The following is a 14,582-nucleotide window of genomic DNA, read 5'->3' as shown; positions in this document are numbered from 1 at the left end:
CCCCGCGACGGAAAGCCGCTGTTGCGGAACCGTGACGACCACGCCCGACCTGCGCTTCCACACACCCGGCCATGACCTGGACACACCGCGTATACATCATGCGTATACACCCGGTGTACAGTTCCGGTCATGTCCATTGGTCACGCTCTCCTGGGACTCCTGGAGTCCGGCCCGCGTCACGGTTACGACCTGAAGCGCGCCTTCGACGAGAAGTTCGGTCACGACCGGCCCCTGCACTACGGCCAGGTCTACTCGACGATGTCCCGGTTGCTGAAGCACGGGCTCGTCGAGGTCGACGGCATCGAGGCCGGCGGCGGGCCCGAGCGCAAGCGGTACGCGATCACCGAGGCCGGTATCACCGACGTCGCACGCTGGCTCACCACGCCGGAGAAGCCGGAGCCGTACCTCCAGTCGACCCTGTACACCAAGGTCGTCCTCGCGCTGCTCACGGAGCGGAACGCGGGCGACGTCCTCGACACGCAGCGCTCGGAGCATCTGCGCAGCATGCGGATCCTGACCGACCGCAAGCGCAAGGGCGACCTCGCCGACCAGCTCATCTGCGACCACGCACTGTTCCACTTGGAGGCGGACCTGCGCTGGCTGGAGCTGACCGCGGCGCGCCTCGACAAGCTGCGTGAGGCGGTGTCCGCATGAGCTTCCCTCCCGGTTCCCTGCTCACCGCCGAGAACCTGTGCAAGGCCTACGGGCCGACTCCCGCGCTCGACGGCGCCGAGTTCTCCATCCACCCCGGTGAAGTCGTCGCCGTGATGGGCCCCTCCGGTTCCGGGAAGTCGACGCTGCTGCACTGCCTCGCCGGGATCGTGACGCCGGACTCCGGGTCGATCACGTACAACGGGCGCGACCTGGCGACCATGAGCGACGCCAAACGCAGCGCCTTGCGCCGGTCAGAGTTCGGCTTCGTCTTCCAGTTCGGTCAACTGGTGCCCGAGCTGAGCTGCGTGGAGAACGTGGCACTGCCGCTGCGGCTGAACGGCACCTCCCGCAAGGAGGCCGAGCGTGCCGCCCTCAGCTGGATGGAACGGCTTGAGGTCGATCACCTGCGCAGGCAGCGGCCCGGTGAGGTGTCCGGTGGTCAGGGACAGCGGGTCGCCGTCGCGCGGGCGCTGGTCACCAACCCGCGGGTGCTGTTCGCCGACGAGCCGACCGGCGCGCTCGACTCGCTCAACGGCGAGCGCGTGATGGGGCTGCTGACGGAAGCCGCCCGGTCCACCAACGCGGCAGTCGTGCTGGTCACGCACGAGGCGCGGGTCGCCGCGTACTCCGACCGCGAGATCGTCGTACGGGACGGCAAGTCCCGGGACATGGAGCGCGTCATATGAAAGCGCGCCAGTGGTCTCGCGACCTGGGCATGGGAGCCAGGTTCGCCTTCGCCGGCGGGCGCGAGGGGTGGACGCGCATGCTGCTCACCGCCGTCGGCGTGGGGCTCGGCGTGACACTGCTGCTGATCACCACCGCGGTCCCGAACGCGCTGGCCGCCCGGCACGACCGGGAGGAGGCGCGCACCGACCTCACGTACAACAACCCGCCGATGCGGAAAGCGGACGACACGCTGATGGTCGGCGAGGCCGGGACTGCCTTCCACGACAAGAACGTGCGCGGGCGGGAGTTGCAGCCCGAGGGCCCCGAGGCGCCCCTGCCGCCGGGGGTCTCGAGGTTCCCGGGGGCGGGCGAGATGGTGGTCTCCCCCGCGCTGAAGCGGCTGCTGGAGTCCGGCGAGGGGAAGCTGCTGCGGGAGCGGCTGCCGGACCGGATCGTCGGCACCATCGCCGAGCCGGGACTGATCGGTTCCCAGGAACTCGCCTTCTACCGCGGCGCCGACGACCTCGTGGTCAAGGCGGGGTACGGCCTGGTCGCCCGCATCGACCGGTTCGGCGACCCCCATCCGACCCCGGAGAAGACGGACCCCGTCCTGGTCCTGCTCACCCTCGTCGTGTTCCTGGTGCTGCTGATGCCCGTCGGTGTCTTCATCGCCGCGGCCGTGCGGTTCGGCGGCGAGCGCCGGGACCGGCGACTCGCGGCCCTGCGGCTGGTGGGCTCGGACACCCGGATGACCCGGCGGATCGCCGCGGGCGAGGCCCTCGCCGGCGCCGTGGCGGGCCTGGTCCTCGGCACGGTCTTCTTCCTGATCGCCCGGGACATGGCCGGCTCCGTGGACCTGTTCGACGTGAGCGTGTTCCCGAGCTATCTGACTCCCTCCCCGCTGCTCGCCCTGCTGGTCGCGGTCGCGGTCCCCGCGGCCGCCGTGCTGGTCACCCTGTTCGCGCTGCGGGGCGTGGTGATCGAGCCGCTCGGCGTGGTGCGCACCGCGAAGCCCCCACGGCGTCGGCTGTGGTGGCGGCTGCTGCTGCCGCTGGGCGGGCTCGGACTGCTCTCCCCGATGATCGGCAAGGGCCGGCACAGCGGGGAGTTCAACCAGTACCAGGTCACCGGTGGCGTTCTGTTGCTCCTCGTCGGGGTGACCGCGCTGCTGCCGTGGGTCGTGGAGACGGTCGTGAGCCGACTCGACTCCGGCGGGGTCGCCTGGCAACTGGCCGTCCGCCGACTTCAGTTGAGCAGCGGCACGGCCGCCCGCATGGTCAACGGCATCGCGGTCGCCGTGGCGGGCGCCATCGCCCTGCAGATGCTGTTCTCCGGGCTGGCGGGCCAGTACACCAGGCACTCCGCCAACGACCTCACCCGGGCTCAGATGGGGGCGACCCTGCCGGACGAGGTCCCGCTCGCCCGGGCGGCGGCCGATTTCAAGGCGACCAAGGGCGTCGAGAAGGTCTACGCCTACGACGAGGGCTTCATCAGCGACCGGCGCGAGTTCGCCGAGTACTCCGCCCAGGTCACCATCGCCGACTGCGCGTCCCTGCGTCAGGTGGCTTCCCTCCCCTCCTGCGAGGACGGTGACTCCTTCGTCGTCCGGGGTGGCGACGACGACGAGGCGGCGCCCGGCATGTCCAAGCCCGGCAGCACGCTGTGGTTCGACTCGATCGACGGCGACGAGTTCGTTCACAGGCCGGCGCCCTGGACCGTACCGGCCGACGTGAAGCAGGCGCGGTCGATCAAGGACCCGACCGGGTACAAGCGCAGCGGTTTCCTGCTGACGCCGGGCGCGCTGCCCTCGGGCGCCGCGCGGGGCGTCTCCGGGCACGTCTACCTCGCGCTCGACCAGGGGATGGCGGACGCGCCCGAGTACGCGCGGAACACGGCCCGCCGTCTCGGCCTGCCCACCGATCCGACGGCGTGGGTGTCCAGCAAGCGCACGGACACCTACGACTCCATCCGCACCGGCCTGTTCGTCGGCGCCGCGTGCGTGCTGGCACTGATCGGCGCGAGTCTGCTGGTGTCGCAGCTGGAGCAGCTGCGCGAGCGCCGCAAGCTGTTGTCGTCGCTGATCGCCTTCGGCACCCGGCGCCGCACGCTGACCCTGTCCGTGCTGTGGCAGACGGCGATCCCGATCGGTCTCGGACTGGCGCTGGCCACGACGGTCGGGCTCACACTGGGCGCGGTGCTGCTGAAGATGACGGACGAACCGGTGGTCGTGGACTGGGAGAGCGTGCTGTCGATGACCGGCATCGGCGCCGGCGTCGTCCTCGTGGTGACCCTGCTGAGCCTGCCGCCGCTGCTGAAGCTGATGCGGCCGGACGGGCTGCGGACCGAGTAGGACGCCACAAGGGCCGCGTCACGCCTCCTGGTCCAGGACCCTTACGGGCAACGGCCGCAGCGCCTCCCGCAGCGCGGCCGCCAGTTCCTCGTACTCGGCGCCGCGCGCGGCCCCTGCCCGCATCGCCAGAGCGACCCGGCGGGTGGGGGCCGGGTCGGTGAAGTACCCGGTGAGGAGCTGGCTGCTGCGGGAGATCTCGACCTTGAGGGCGGTGCGCGGCAGCAGCGTGACGCCGAGCCCGCCCGCGACGAGCTGCACCAGTGTGGACAGCCCGGCGGCGGTCGTGGTGACCGGCGCGTCGTCGCGGCCGGCCTCCCGGCAGATGTCGAGTGCCTGGTCGCGCAGGCAGTGCCCCTCGTCCAGCAACAGCAGGTTCAGCTCCCGCAGCGCCTCGCGCGCAATGCCCTCGCGGCCGCCGAGCCAGTGGTCGAGCGGCGTGACGAGCACGAAGTCCTCGTCGAACAGCGGCAGTTCGGCCACGCCCGGCACGCCCAGCGGCACGGCGAGCAGCAGCAGGTCGAGCCGGCCGTCGGTGAGGCCGTCGAGCAGGTTGGCGGTCTGCTCCTCGTGCACCTGGAGATCGAGGTGCGGATACCGTTCGTGGACGAGCCGCAGGACGGTGGGCAGCAGATACGGCGCCACGGTCGGGATGACCCCCAGCCGCAGCACGCCCGTGAACGGGGCCCGGACCGCCTCGGCCTCCTCCATGAGGGCGCCCACCTCGGCCAGCACCGCCTTGGCCCGTACGGCGATCCGCTCGCCCTCGGGCGAGAGCAGCACCTTGCGGGTCGTACGCTCCAGGAGCGTCACTCCGAGTGTCTCCTCCAGCGCCGAGACGGCCCCCGAGAGGGCGGGCTGGCTCATGCCGATCGCCCCGGCGGCGTCCCGGAAGTGCAGGTGCTCGGCGACGGCCGCGAAGGCCCGCAGCTGGGCGAGGCTGGGCTGCCTGCGCTTATTACCCACAGTCACTGATAACTACCTCCGATCAACTCGACCGAGTGTAGCTATTTCCGTAATCAATCCTCCCTGTGCCAACATCAATAACGTCCAACCCATGGGAAACACCCGCAATCCGGATGTTTCTTCGCTGCAAGGAGAGTGTGTGCTCACCGTCGGTGACAAGTTCCCCGAGTTCGATCTGACCGCCTGCGTCTCGCTGGAGAAGGGCAAGGAGTTCCAGCAGATCAACCACAAGACCTACGAGGGTCAGTGGAAGGTCATCTTCGCGTGGCCCAAGGACTTCACCTTCGTGTGCCCGACCGAGATCGCCGCCTTCGGCAAGCTGAACGACGAGTTCGCCGACCGCGACGCCCAGGTCCTCGGCTTCTCCGGCGACTCCGAGTTCGTCCACCACGCCTGGCGCAAGGACCACGAGGACCTGCGCGACCTGCCGTTCCCGATGATGGCCGACCCCAAGCACGAGCTCATGCGCGACCTCGGCATCGAGGACGAGGACGGCTTCGCCAAGCGCGCGGTGTTCATCGTGGACCAGAACAACGAGATCCAGTTCTCGATGGTGACCGCGGGTTCGGTCGGCCGTAACCCGAAGGAGGTCCTGCGGGTCCTGGACGCGCTCCAGACGGACGAGCTGTGCCCCTGCAACTGGTCGAAGGGCGACGAGACCCTCGACCCCGTCAAGCTGCTGGCTGGTGAGTGAGGCATGTCCCTCGACTCCCTGAAGTCCCGCGTACCGGACTACGCCAAGGACCTGAAGCTCAACCTGGGCTCGGTCATCGGCAACTCCGACCTGCCGGCCCAGCAGCTGTGGGGCACGGTGCTGGCGACCGCGATCGCCTCGCGCTCCCCGATCGTGCTGCGCGAGCTGGAGCCGGAGGCGAAGGCCAACCTGTCGCCGGAGGCGTACACGGCCGCCAAGTCCGCCGCCGCGGTGATGGCGATGAACAACGTCTTCTACCGCACGCGGCACCTCCTCACGGACCACGAGTACGGCAACCTGCGCGCGGGCCTGCGGATGAACGTCATCGGCAACCCCGGCGTCGACAAGGTCGACTTCGAGCTGTGGTCCTTCGCGGTCTCCGCCATCAACGGCTGCGGCATGTGCCTCGACTCCCACGAGCAGGTCCTCCGCAAGGCCGGCCTCGACCGCGAGGTCGTCCAGGAGGCGTTCAAGATCGCGTCCGTGATCCAGGCGGTCGGCGTGACGCTGGACGCCGAGGCGGTGCTGTCCGAGTAACCCTCGGCTGTACGCCTTGAGTTACAGGGCCCCGCCCACCGACAGGTGGGCGGGGCCCTGTTGCATTTCGAGCCAGGCGTCTTGTCCGACCGTGTCGGGCGGCGCGTGGGCACGAGTCCGGGGGGCCAGGGGGTGGAGCCCGGGCTACTCCGACGGCGCCTCGGAAGTGCCGGGCTGCTCCGCCGCCCCCGCTGCTGTCGCCCCGCGAGGCCGCACCGAATGCCGCAACGCCGACTGCCGTGAATACGCCCGCAGATACCCCGCCACCGTGTTCGTCACAGCCACCAACGGCACGGCGACCACCGCGCCCCCGATCCCGGCCACCATCCCCCCGCACGCCACCGACAGCACCACGGCCAGCGGATGCACCCGCACCGCCCGCCCCAGAATGAACGGCTGCAGGATGTGGCCCTCGATCTGCTGCACCGCCAGCACCACCGCCAGCGTCATGACAGCCGTGAACACCCCCTGGGTGACCAGCGCGACCACCACCGCCAGCGCTCCGGACACCACCGCACCCACCAGCGGGATGAACGCGAACAGGAAGATGAACACCGCCAGCGGCACGGCCATCGGCACATCGAGGAAGTAGATCCCCAGCCCGATGAAGATCGCGTCGATCAGCGCGACGATCACCGTGCCCCGCACATACGCCGTCAGCGTCCGCCACGCCGCGGGCCCGGCCCCGGCCACGCCCGGCCGTGCCGCCGCCGGCACCAGCTTCAGCGTCCACTGCCAGATCCGCTTGCCGTCGTAGAGCAGGAACAGCGTCGAGAACGCCGCCAGCAAGATCCCCGTCAGCGCCTCGACGACGACCGTCACGCCCTCCAGCCCGGCCGAGGTGATCTGGTCGGTGTTCGCGCCGACCGCCTCCCGCAGGTTCTTGGCGATCTCGTTGATCTGTTTGTCCGTGACGTGGAACGGGCTGTTGAGCAGCCAGTTCCGCAACTCGTCGATGCCGTCCTGGATCTGGCCCGAGAGGTCGTCGATGTTCTCCATGACCTGCCAGGTCACGAACCAGCCGATCAGCCCCATGACGACGAAGCCGAGGATCGCGGTCAGCGCCGTGGCCGGCCCACGTGGCACTCCCAGCCGCCGCAGCCGCGCCACAGTCGGCTGGAGGAGCGCGGTGATGAGCAGTGCGCTCGCGAACGCCAGCACCACCAGCTGGACGGCGCTGATGATCCGCGTCAGCACCCACAGCGTGCCCGCGAGGACGAGCAGCCGCCAGCCGGCCTCCGCCGCGACCCGCACGCCCCACGGCACGGCCAGCGCGGGATCGGGCCGGGCGGGAATGTCGGGCGCGTAGTCCGGGGGCGGCGGCACCTGTTCGTCGGACGACGCCCGGGACTCGGTCTCGTCCCGCTCCCGTTCGGCCTCGGCGCGGCGTTCGTTCCACCGTTCGCTCATCTCGGTCAGTCCGGCACCGAGCCGGCCGAGCCACCCTGGCACTCGCGACATGATCCGTCCTTTTCCCCCGTCTCTCCGCACCACTCCCCCACCTGGAGTCGTCCGTCAAGACCGTACATGGCGCGAGCCCCTCACCGTACGACGGTGAGGGGCTCGCGCTGAGGAGTGGCTGCGGCTCAGGGCCGCGGGCTCAGTACCAGTTGTTGGCCTGCCAGAACGACCAGGCATCACACGGGCTGCCGTAGCGGTCGTTCATGTAGTTCAGGCCCCACTTGATCTGGGTGGCCGGATTGGTCCGCCAGTCGGCACCGACGGACGACATCTTGGAACCGGGCAGCGCCTGGAACATGCCGTAGGCCCCGGAGGAAGGGTTGACCGCCTTGTAGTTCCAGTCGGACTCGTGGTCCACGATGTTGCTGAAGCACTGGAACTGACCCGCCGGCACCATCTGCCGCGCCATCGCCTGGATCTGCGCGATGGTGTAGGAGGTCGCGACGGGGAAGTCGGAGATGTCCTTGGAGCGGCTGGCGGCTTCCTTGGCCTCCGCGCGCTCCTTGGCGGCCTTCTCGGCCGCGGCGGCCTTCTCGGCGGCTTCCTTCTTCTTGGCGATGGCCGTCTCGGCGGCAGCCTTGCGGGCGGCCTCCTCGGCGTCCTTCTTCGCGCTCGCGTCGGCGGCGATGGCCTGTGCGTCGGCCTGCTGAGTCAGCGACGCCGTCTGCACCTGGGCCTGCTGGCCCGCGGGAATGTCCGCGAGCAGGGTGGTGCCGCTGGCCGTCGCTTCGGCGTCGTTGTTCTGCGCGGTGCTGCCAGAGGCAACGCCGACGACGCTTCCGACAGCGGTGACCGCCGTGGCCGAAGCCACTGCGAATCCCCGGACCGAGATCCGGCTCACACGGTTTTCCTTCCAGCATCGCCCGCTTCGGTGACCCTCGCGGACGCAATCGTGCCCCTGGCACTGGCCTCCCCAACTGCGGGGTCACGGGAGGCGCGGGCCCGGTGGGCAACTCCCGCGTGGGGAGTGCCGCGTAGTGCTCGGGCGGCATACGACATCGCTATGCAGTTGACGCTGTGCTCTTAGTGGTGCCGTACCGCTGGGGGTACAGGTGTGTCGTATGCGGGGCCTGACAGGAGTGAGACTCTGCCGTAACCCGACGGGGCAAGGCAATTCCCAGTTGCGTGTGAAAGCTCACATCCCGTTTGACGCGGGAGATTCACAGGAACTGCCACATGCGAAGGCGCCGCCCGGCTAGGCTCTTCGCCTTTCCGGACGGCGCCAACTACTGCGTAACCGCCCCCGTTTGGGGCAGGACGGTCAGATCTGCCCGTCTTCGAGCATTTCGGTCACAAGAGCGGCGATCTGCGACCTCTCGGACCGCGTCAGGGTCACATGCGCGAACAGCGGATGCCCCTTCAGCTTCTCGACGACGGCGACGACACCGTCGTACCGGCCGACCCTGAGGTTGTCCCGCTGAGCCACGTCATGGGTGAGAACCACCCGTGAATTGGCCCCGATACGGGACAGAACGGTAAGAAGTACGTTCCGTTCCAGCGACTGGGCCTCGTCGACGATCACGAACGCGTCGTGCAGCGAACGGCCGCGGATGTGGGTGAGCGGCAGTACCTCCAGCATCCCGCGGGCGGTGACCTCCTCGATGACCTCCCGGCTGGTGACCGCCGACAGCGTGTCGAACACCGCCTGCGCCCAGGGGCTCATCTTCTCCGCCTCGGTGCCGGGCAGATAGCCGAGCTCCTGCCCGCCCACCGCGTACAGCGGACGGAAGACCATCACCTTCTGGTGCTGACGGCGCTCCAGCACCGCCTCCAGACCCGCGCACAGCGCCAGCGCCGACTTGCCGGTGCCGGCCCGGCCGCCCATGGACATGATCCCGACGTCCGGGTCGAGCAGCAGGTCCAGCGCGATCCGCTGCTCGGCGCTGCGGCCCTTGATGCCGAACGCCTCACGATCCCCGCGTACGACACGGATGTTGCCCTCGGGCGTGACCCGCCCGAGCGCCTTGCCGCGCTCCGACTGGATCATCAGGCCCGTGTGCACCGGCAGGTCGGCGGCCTCGGGGACGTAGACGTGCCCCTCCTCGAAGAGGATGTCCACCTGCTCGCCGGGCAGGGTCAGTTCGGACATTCCGGTCCAGCCGGAGGAGTCCGTGATGGCGAGTTCCGCGCGGTACTCCTCGGCGAGGAGTCCGACGGAGGACGCCTTGATCCTGAGCGGGAGGTCCTTCGACACGACGGTGACGTCGAACCCCTCGGCCTGGAGATTGCGGGCGACCGCGAGGATGCGGGAGTCGTTGTCCCCCAGGCGGTAGCCGCTGGGCAGCACGCTGGGGTCCGAGTGATTGAGCTCGACACGGACGGTTCCGCCGAGGTCCCCGGTGGGGATGGGGTCGTCGAGGCGGCCGTACCGCACCCGGAAGTCGTCGAGCAGGCGCAGGGCCTGCCGGGCGAAGTAGCCGAGTTCGGGATGGTTCCGCTTGGCCTCCAGTTCCGTCACCACGACGATGGGAAGCACGACCTCGTGCTCGTCGAAGCGGCTCAGGGCGTTCGGGTCGGCCAGCAGGACGCTGGTGTCGAGAACATAGGTGCGCCGGTCGGGCTTGTGGCGCTTTGTGCTGGTCACCACGGAAGGACGTACCCCCTCGGATGAGGTCGGGGAGCGACGGAATGGAGCTGGACCGGTCGTCGGCCGCCCTGCGCGGGCCGAGAACCGGCCCTCCGCCTCTTCGTCCGTGCTGTGACCGCACGATCGGGCTGGTGCAAAGGGCCTCCCGGGCGGACGGCCCCGTGCCGTCCGCTGAGATCCGACACCCGGGGTTCGGGCGTCGACCTGACTGGCTTATGCCCTCGAACGAGCGTCGCCATGCCACGGCATATGACGGCGGTCCGGTGAACTCCGTGTTACGCGCGTCTTCGGAGGGGTACCGGAAACGATTGCTACGCACCGGGAAGGACTACGACACACCGGGGAGGACTACGACGCACCGGGGGGGACTGCGACGCACCGGGGAGGTTTGTGACGTGCGGTGACCGCGGTGCCCGGCGGCCTGCGGGGCCGCGCGAAGGTCCTCGCGCCGGACGCAGTGCGCCGGGGTGCTGCTCGTGCGGCTCCTGCCGGCTCGTGCGGCTCAGCCGCCGTAGCGCCGGTGGCGGGCGGCGTAGTCGCGCAGGGCGCGCAGGAAGTCGACCTTGCGGAAGGCCGGCCAGAACACGTCGCAGAAGTAGTACTCGGAGTGCGCGGTCTGCCAGAGCATGAATCCGGACAGCCGCTGCTCGCCGCTGGTGCGGATCACCAGGTCGGGGTCGGGCTGGTCGCTCGTGTAGAGGTGACGCCCGATCATGTCGATGTCGACGGCCTCGGCGAGGTCCTCCATCGAGGCGCCCCGGTCCTGGGCGTCGAGCAGCATGGAGCGCACGGCGTCGGCGATCTCCTGGCGGCCGCCGTAGCCGATGGCGACGTTGACCACTATTCCGTCGACGTGCGCGGTGGTCTCCTCGGCCTCCTTCAGGACCGTCTGCATCCCGGAGGGCAGCAGGTCGGGCGTGCCCACGTGGTGCACGCGCCAGCGGCCGTCTGCGGCCAGGGTGCGCACGACGTCCTCGATGATGCCGAGCAGCGGGACGAGCTCCTCCTGCGGCCGGTCGAAGTTGTCCGTGGACAGCAGCCAGAGGGTGACGACCTCGACGTCCGTCTCGGCGCACCAGCCGAGGAACTCCTCGATCTTCTCGGCACCTGCCCGGTGACCGTGGACGGTGCTGGAACCGGCGGCCTTCGCCCAGCGCCGGTTGCCGTCCATGATGACGCCGATGTGCTTGGGCACCTGAGCGTGGTCCAGGTGGCCTTCCACCCGGCGTGCGTACAGCCTGACCAGCAGGCCACGCAGCTTGTCGCGCAGGTTCACGTGATTGTCAGCCCCTCCGTACGGATCGGACAGGCCGCGGCGTGCGGCCCGGTCGTGGCCGCGGGCGGTCCCTGTCCGTGTGGCAGTCCCCGGGGGCGAAGCCTACCCCCGCTGCCGCCGTGGGCCGCCCACGGGTGCGGAACGCAGAATTCCGGCCGGTGCTTCAAGCCGCGCCCGAGGCACAAAAAAACGGGCCGGTCCGTGGGGGGGAGACGGACCGGCCCGAGGGGGGGTTTCCACCATAACCCTTCGTAAGTGATGCTGCGTGCATCGGCGTGTCACAACTACTCTCCGGAGTCACCCAGCGACGCGGCGATGTCCGCGGAACCTCTCGTTCACGGCTCGCTCCTGGCCGAAACGCAGCCCTCACGGAGCCCGTACGCAGCCCATATGCAGCCCATACGCAGGGAATCGTGCACCCTGAGGCGGGGTCCTGCAGATTTGCCACCACTTGGGGCTCATTCGCAGACTTGCCCCGTATCCCCCCAACGGGTGACCCCGACCACAGAACGCCCGCTTGACTTCCCGCACCGTCTCGACCCCAGGCCCTGGCACCGCGCAGCCCCCTCCACTGCGCGGTACCGCCCGCGCAGTCACTCTTTGCTCACGCGAATTACCTTGGTCTGAACTTACGCGAGGCGTGGCACGGAGGCGAGCCGCAGGCGATAACGATGTGAAAAACCTCGTCTGAAGATGCACACGGGAATCGGTTGCGGGGAATCGGCTGAACTCCATACGCAGCCGCTCCGCCCGCAGATCGACCACGTCGAGCCCCGCGGCCTCGGCGTCGGCCCGCTCGACCTCGGGATGGCGACCGCCGCCTACCTCGTCGGGCTGGGGACCGAGGAAGTGCTCGACGAGTTCGAAGACGCTGCCCGGCCCCACGTGCTGGGCGAAGTACGTCCCTCCGGGCTGGAGGACGCGGGCGATCTCGTCCCAGTGCGGGCGGACGGGATGCCGGCTCACGACCAGGTCGAAGGCCGCCTCGGCGAAGGGCAGCGGGTCGTTCTCGGGCACGGCGACGACCGGGACCCCGCGCGGACGGAGCAGGGCTGTCGCCTTGGCGACGTTCGGCGGCCAGCCCTCGGTGGCGACGGCGAGCAGGGGCCGCTTCGGGGCCTGGTCGAGAGCGAAGTCCAGTACTTCCCCGCCGCCGGTCTGGATGTCGAGCACGGCACTCGCCCGCCCCAGCCGCCCGGCCATCGACATCGCATACCCCCAGGAGGGCCGCGCCTCGGTGGCCCGCCCCTCGAACCAGGAGAAGTCCCAGCCTTCTGTTGGGACGGATGCGCCTTCGGCGACGAGGTCTTCGAAGGATTCAAAAGAATCGAAGGAATCGAAGGAGCGGTGCGGTCTGCCTGTCATGTCAGAACGAACAGAACATGCTCGTCGTCTCCGTACCGGACGGTGCCGGCGGGACGGAAGCCGTGCTTCTCGAGGAGACGTACGGAACCGGTGTTGCCGCTGAAGGGGTCGGCGTGCAGGGGCCGGTTCTTCTCCCGCTCCAGGAAGAGTCCCAGGGCCCTGCTGCCGATGCCGCGCCCCCAGTACGCGCGCCCGAGCCAGTACCCCAGGAAGCGGCGGTCCCCGTCCCACCAGGCGACGAAGTTGCCGGCGACGTCACCGCCCACGATCACGGTCTGCACGAAGCAGCTGTCGTCCCCGAGGACCCGCTCCTTCCAGTGGGACATGAACGCCTCCCGCGGCCGGGGCGTGAACCTCGACCGCCGGACAGCCTCGAGATCCTGCTCGTAAGCGCAGAACGCGTCGAGATCGCTCTCCACGACGTCACGCAGCCACACGTCTTCGATACTCATGCCGGCGAGTGTGGCATCGGGCACTGACAATGCGACTGTGGGAGCCGCCATGGCCCAGGCCTACGGCACGAGCGGCCGCACTTCCTCGGCGGCGAAAGGTACGAAACCCTCGGGGTCCGGTTCGTCATCGGTGGGCCGCAGGAACACGCTGCCGACCCCGGGCCCCCCGGATCGGTGGCGGCGGCGAGAACGGTCCCGTCAACGGCCTCCCCGGTGAGCCGCAGCGAACGCGGCCCCGTCGCGCCCGCCAGCACGCCGCCCCCGTCACCTCCCCCATCCAGTGCTGCAACGCCGTGCTGGTCCAATTGTCCTACGCATCGACCAGCGGCGACTCGAAGCTCGTGAGTTCCGCAATCTGCCGCAGGATCTCGCGGTACTGCTCGCGCCGCCCGACCTCCGGCGTGCTCATCATCAGGACCGCCATGCGCTTGCAGTCCGGGTGCGGGAGGTAGGCGTGGATCTGGAGCAATGGGGTCGGCGGAAGGCCGGATTCAGGAGTCGGCGTACGCACCGTCTCGCCCATGGACGCGGGACCACTGGGCAGGTCCAAGTACTCGATGTGGGAGTGCTGCTCCGCTGTGGCCACTGCCCGCGCCGCACTCACCGACCGTGGGGACCAGGCGATGTCTCGCCAGGACACCGTGAAGAGTGAGTGGAGGATTCCTCCGCTGCCGCCGTCCACGTCGTCGCGGTGCACGCCCATGGAGCAATGGACCGTGCCCACCTCACGCAGTGCGTGTAGGAGTTGCCGGCCCGATGCCAACTGGGCGATGAACTGCTGACGGGTGACGCCGTCCGAAATGGCTTCGACCAGCGGAGTGAGCGCTTCCCGGAGCCGGAATCATCGATGACGACGTGAGATGTCATGTGGTGGCATTTCTTGATGGTTGGCCGGGTGAAGGATCAGGTGCGGGCCGAGCGGACGCCGGCGCGGCAACCACGTTCGATGTCCTCGGCGGTGGCTCCCCAGTCCGCGACAGAACGGCGACCTCCGTCCGATCCCGTCTGCTGGCTCAGGAAGCGGAAGCGACGGGGCGTCGACGCGTCGGAGGCCGGCGCAGCGATCACGCCGATGAAGCGAGGGTCACCCGCGAGCCACACCACGCCGATCTGGGCCTTCAGTTCAGGCTTCGCGCGAGGGGCCATCCGGCCGTTCCACCAGCCCACTCCCCAGTGTCGGGGAAACACCATGGGCAGTAGCTCCTCCGGGCGGGCCGGGTTCGGGAACTCGAACCACCCGTTCTGCCTACCGACGACGTCGGGCCGGTCGGCAAGTCCATGCGGGGCGTCGCTGTACAGGCGCCACGGGTATTCCTGCAGGACGCGTCTCATCCGAAAGACGGCCGGAAGGACGAAGAGCTGGAGGAACGCGCGGTAGAAGCTGTACAGCAAGAACGGCACGAAGATGATCGTGTACCCGGGAGACAGGAACACCACCAGGATCGCCAGCAGGGCAGCCCACAGGGCGATCCAGCCGAGGAGAGCGATCGCGTTCGCAGCCAACTGCTTCGACCAGGCGCGCCGGGTCGGCGGGTGCTCCCAAGCAATGGAATGGTCCGTGGGGTTCATATGAGCTC

13 protein-coding genes and 2 pseudogenes are annotated in these 14,582 nt (G+C 69.3%); 5 read left to right on the top strand and 10 right to left on the bottom strand.

From position 1 onward, the window contains the following. The first annotated feature begins 129 nt into the window (after window positions 1–129). The 3 genes from PV963_RS29540 to PV963_RS29530 are packed head-to-tail and all read left to right on the top strand — an operon-like array spanning window position 130 to window position 3,670. Entirely contained in the window at window positions 130–654 is a 525-nt protein-coding gene (locus PV963_RS29540) for a PadR family transcriptional regulator (protein WP_274818998.1), read from the top strand. Continuing rightward, window positions 651–1,340 (top strand): ABC transporter ATP-binding protein, encoded by a 690-nt coding sequence (locus PV963_RS29535; protein ID WP_274818996.1) that lies wholly within the window; start codon window positions 651–653, stop codon window positions 1,338–1,340. The genes PV963_RS29540 and PV963_RS29535 overlap by 4 nt, the downstream gene beginning before the upstream one ends. Then, entirely contained in the window at window positions 1,337–3,670 is a 2,334-nt protein-coding gene (locus tag PV963_RS29530) for an ABC transporter permease (RefSeq protein WP_274818995.1), read from the top strand. The genes PV963_RS29535 and PV963_RS29530 overlap by 4 nt, the downstream gene beginning before the upstream one ends. Window positions 3,671–3,688: 18 nt before the next feature. Here PV963_RS29530 and PV963_RS29525 read toward each other — a convergent pair whose 3' ends face one another. After that, window positions 3,689–4,633, bottom strand: coding sequence for a LysR substrate-binding domain-containing protein (locus PV963_RS29525; RefSeq protein ID WP_274822150.1), 945 nt, complete (start codon window positions 4,631–4,633; stop codon window positions 3,689–3,691). Window positions 4,634–4,772: 139 nt separating this feature from the next. Between PV963_RS29525 and PV963_RS29520 the strand changes: the two genes are divergently transcribed. Both PV963_RS29520 and PV963_RS29515 read left to right on the top strand, forming a co-directional pair. Further along, a complete protein-coding gene (locus PV963_RS29520; protein ID WP_086852467.1) occupies window positions 4,773–5,327 on the top strand; it encodes a peroxiredoxin in 555 nt (184 codons plus the stop codon). 3 nt (window positions 5,328–5,330) lie between these two features. Next, window positions 5,331–5,864 (top strand): alkyl hydroperoxide reductase, encoded by a 534-nt coding sequence (locus PV963_RS29515; RefSeq protein WP_274818992.1) that lies wholly within the window; start codon window positions 5,331–5,333, stop codon window positions 5,862–5,864. Window positions 5,865–6,008: 144 nt separating this feature from the next. Here PV963_RS29515 and PV963_RS29510 read toward each other — a convergent pair whose 3' ends face one another. From PV963_RS29510 to PV963_RS29470, 9 genes and pseudogenes are all read right to left on the bottom strand, one after another. Continuing rightward, window positions 6,009–7,325, bottom strand: a complete 1,317-nt coding sequence (locus PV963_RS29510) for an AI-2E family transporter (RefSeq protein WP_274818991.1) — start codon at window positions 7,323–7,325, stop codon at window positions 6,009–6,011. A gap of 139 nt (window positions 7,326–7,464) precedes the next feature. Further along, on the bottom strand, window positions 7,465–8,166 hold the full coding sequence (locus tag PV963_RS29505; RefSeq protein WP_274818989.1) for a transglycosylase SLT domain-containing protein: 702 nt from the start codon (window positions 8,164–8,166) through the stop codon (window positions 7,465–7,467). Between the two features lie 420 nt (window positions 8,167–8,586). Beyond that, entirely contained in the window at window positions 8,587–9,912 is a 1,326-nt protein-coding gene (locus PV963_RS29500; protein WP_274818987.1) for a PhoH family protein, read from the bottom strand. 502 nt (window positions 9,913–10,414) lie between these two features. Next, on the bottom strand, window positions 10,415–11,188 hold the full coding sequence (locus PV963_RS29495) for an isoprenyl transferase (protein WP_274818985.1): 774 nt from the start codon (window positions 11,186–11,188) through the stop codon (window positions 10,415–10,417). Between the two features lie 726 nt (window positions 11,189–11,914). Further along, a pseudogene (locus PV963_RS29490) lies at window positions 11,915–12,553 on the bottom strand (methyltransferase domain-containing protein); the annotation flags it as partial. After that, a complete protein-coding gene (locus PV963_RS29485) occupies window positions 12,550–13,005 on the bottom strand; it encodes a GNAT family N-acetyltransferase (RefSeq protein WP_274818984.1) in 456 nt (151 codons plus the stop codon). The gene PV963_RS29485 and the pseudogene PV963_RS29490, both read right to left, overlap by 4 nt. 60 nt (window positions 13,006–13,065) lie before the next feature. Further along, window positions 13,066–13,259 (bottom strand): annotated as a pseudogene (locus PV963_RS29480) (LLM class flavin-dependent oxidoreductase); the annotation flags it as partial. 56 nt (window positions 13,260–13,315) lie between these two features. Further along, window positions 13,316–13,708, bottom strand: coding sequence for a hypothetical protein (locus PV963_RS29475; protein ID WP_274818982.1), 393 nt, complete (start codon window positions 13,706–13,708; stop codon window positions 13,316–13,318). Between the two features lie 200 nt (window positions 13,709–13,908). Then, the gene (locus PV963_RS29470; RefSeq protein ID WP_274818980.1) at window positions 13,909–14,574 is read right to left on the bottom strand and encodes a hypothetical protein; all 666 of its coding nucleotides are present in this window, start codon (window positions 14,572–14,574) and stop codon (window positions 13,909–13,911) included. Window positions 14,575–14,582 lie beyond the last annotated feature (8 nt).

Origin of the sequence: Streptomyces coeruleorubidus (genome assembly GCF_028885415.1) — a bacterium.
GTDB classification, from domain to species: Bacteria; Actinomycetota; Actinomycetes; order Streptomycetales; family Streptomycetaceae; genus Streptomyces; species Streptomyces coeruleorubidus_A.
This window is presented reverse-complemented; position numbering and strand designations above follow the sequence as displayed.

Coding starts and splice junctions, on each gene's coding strand:
- PV963_RS29470 (WP_274818980.1), bottom strand. CDS start 14,574: ATGAACCCCACGGACCATTCCATTGCTTGGGAGCACCCGCCGACCCGG.
- PV963_RS29535 (WP_274818996.1), top strand. CDS start 651: ATGAGCTTCCCTCCCGGTTCCCTGCTCACCGCCGAGAACCTGTGCAAG.
- PV963_RS29510 (WP_274818991.1), bottom strand. CDS start 7,325: ATGTCGCGAGTGCCAGGGTGGCTCGGCCGGCTCGGTGCCGGACTGACC.
- PV963_RS29475 (WP_274818982.1), bottom strand. CDS start 13,708: ATGGGCGTGCACCGCGACGACGTGGACGGCGGCAGCGGAGGAATCCTC.
- PV963_RS29540 (WP_274818998.1), top strand. CDS start 130: ATGTCCATTGGTCACGCTCTCCTGGGACTCCTGGAGTCCGGCCCGCGT.
- PV963_RS29485 (WP_274818984.1), bottom strand. CDS start 13,005: ATGAGTATCGAAGACGTGTGGCTGCGTGACGTCGTGGAGAGCGATCTC.
- PV963_RS29530 (WP_274818995.1), top strand. CDS start 1,337: ATGAAAGCGCGCCAGTGGTCTCGCGACCTGGGCATGGGAGCCAGGTTC.
- PV963_RS29515 (WP_274818992.1), top strand. CDS start 5,331: ATGTCCCTCGACTCCCTGAAGTCCCGCGTACCGGACTACGCCAAGGAC.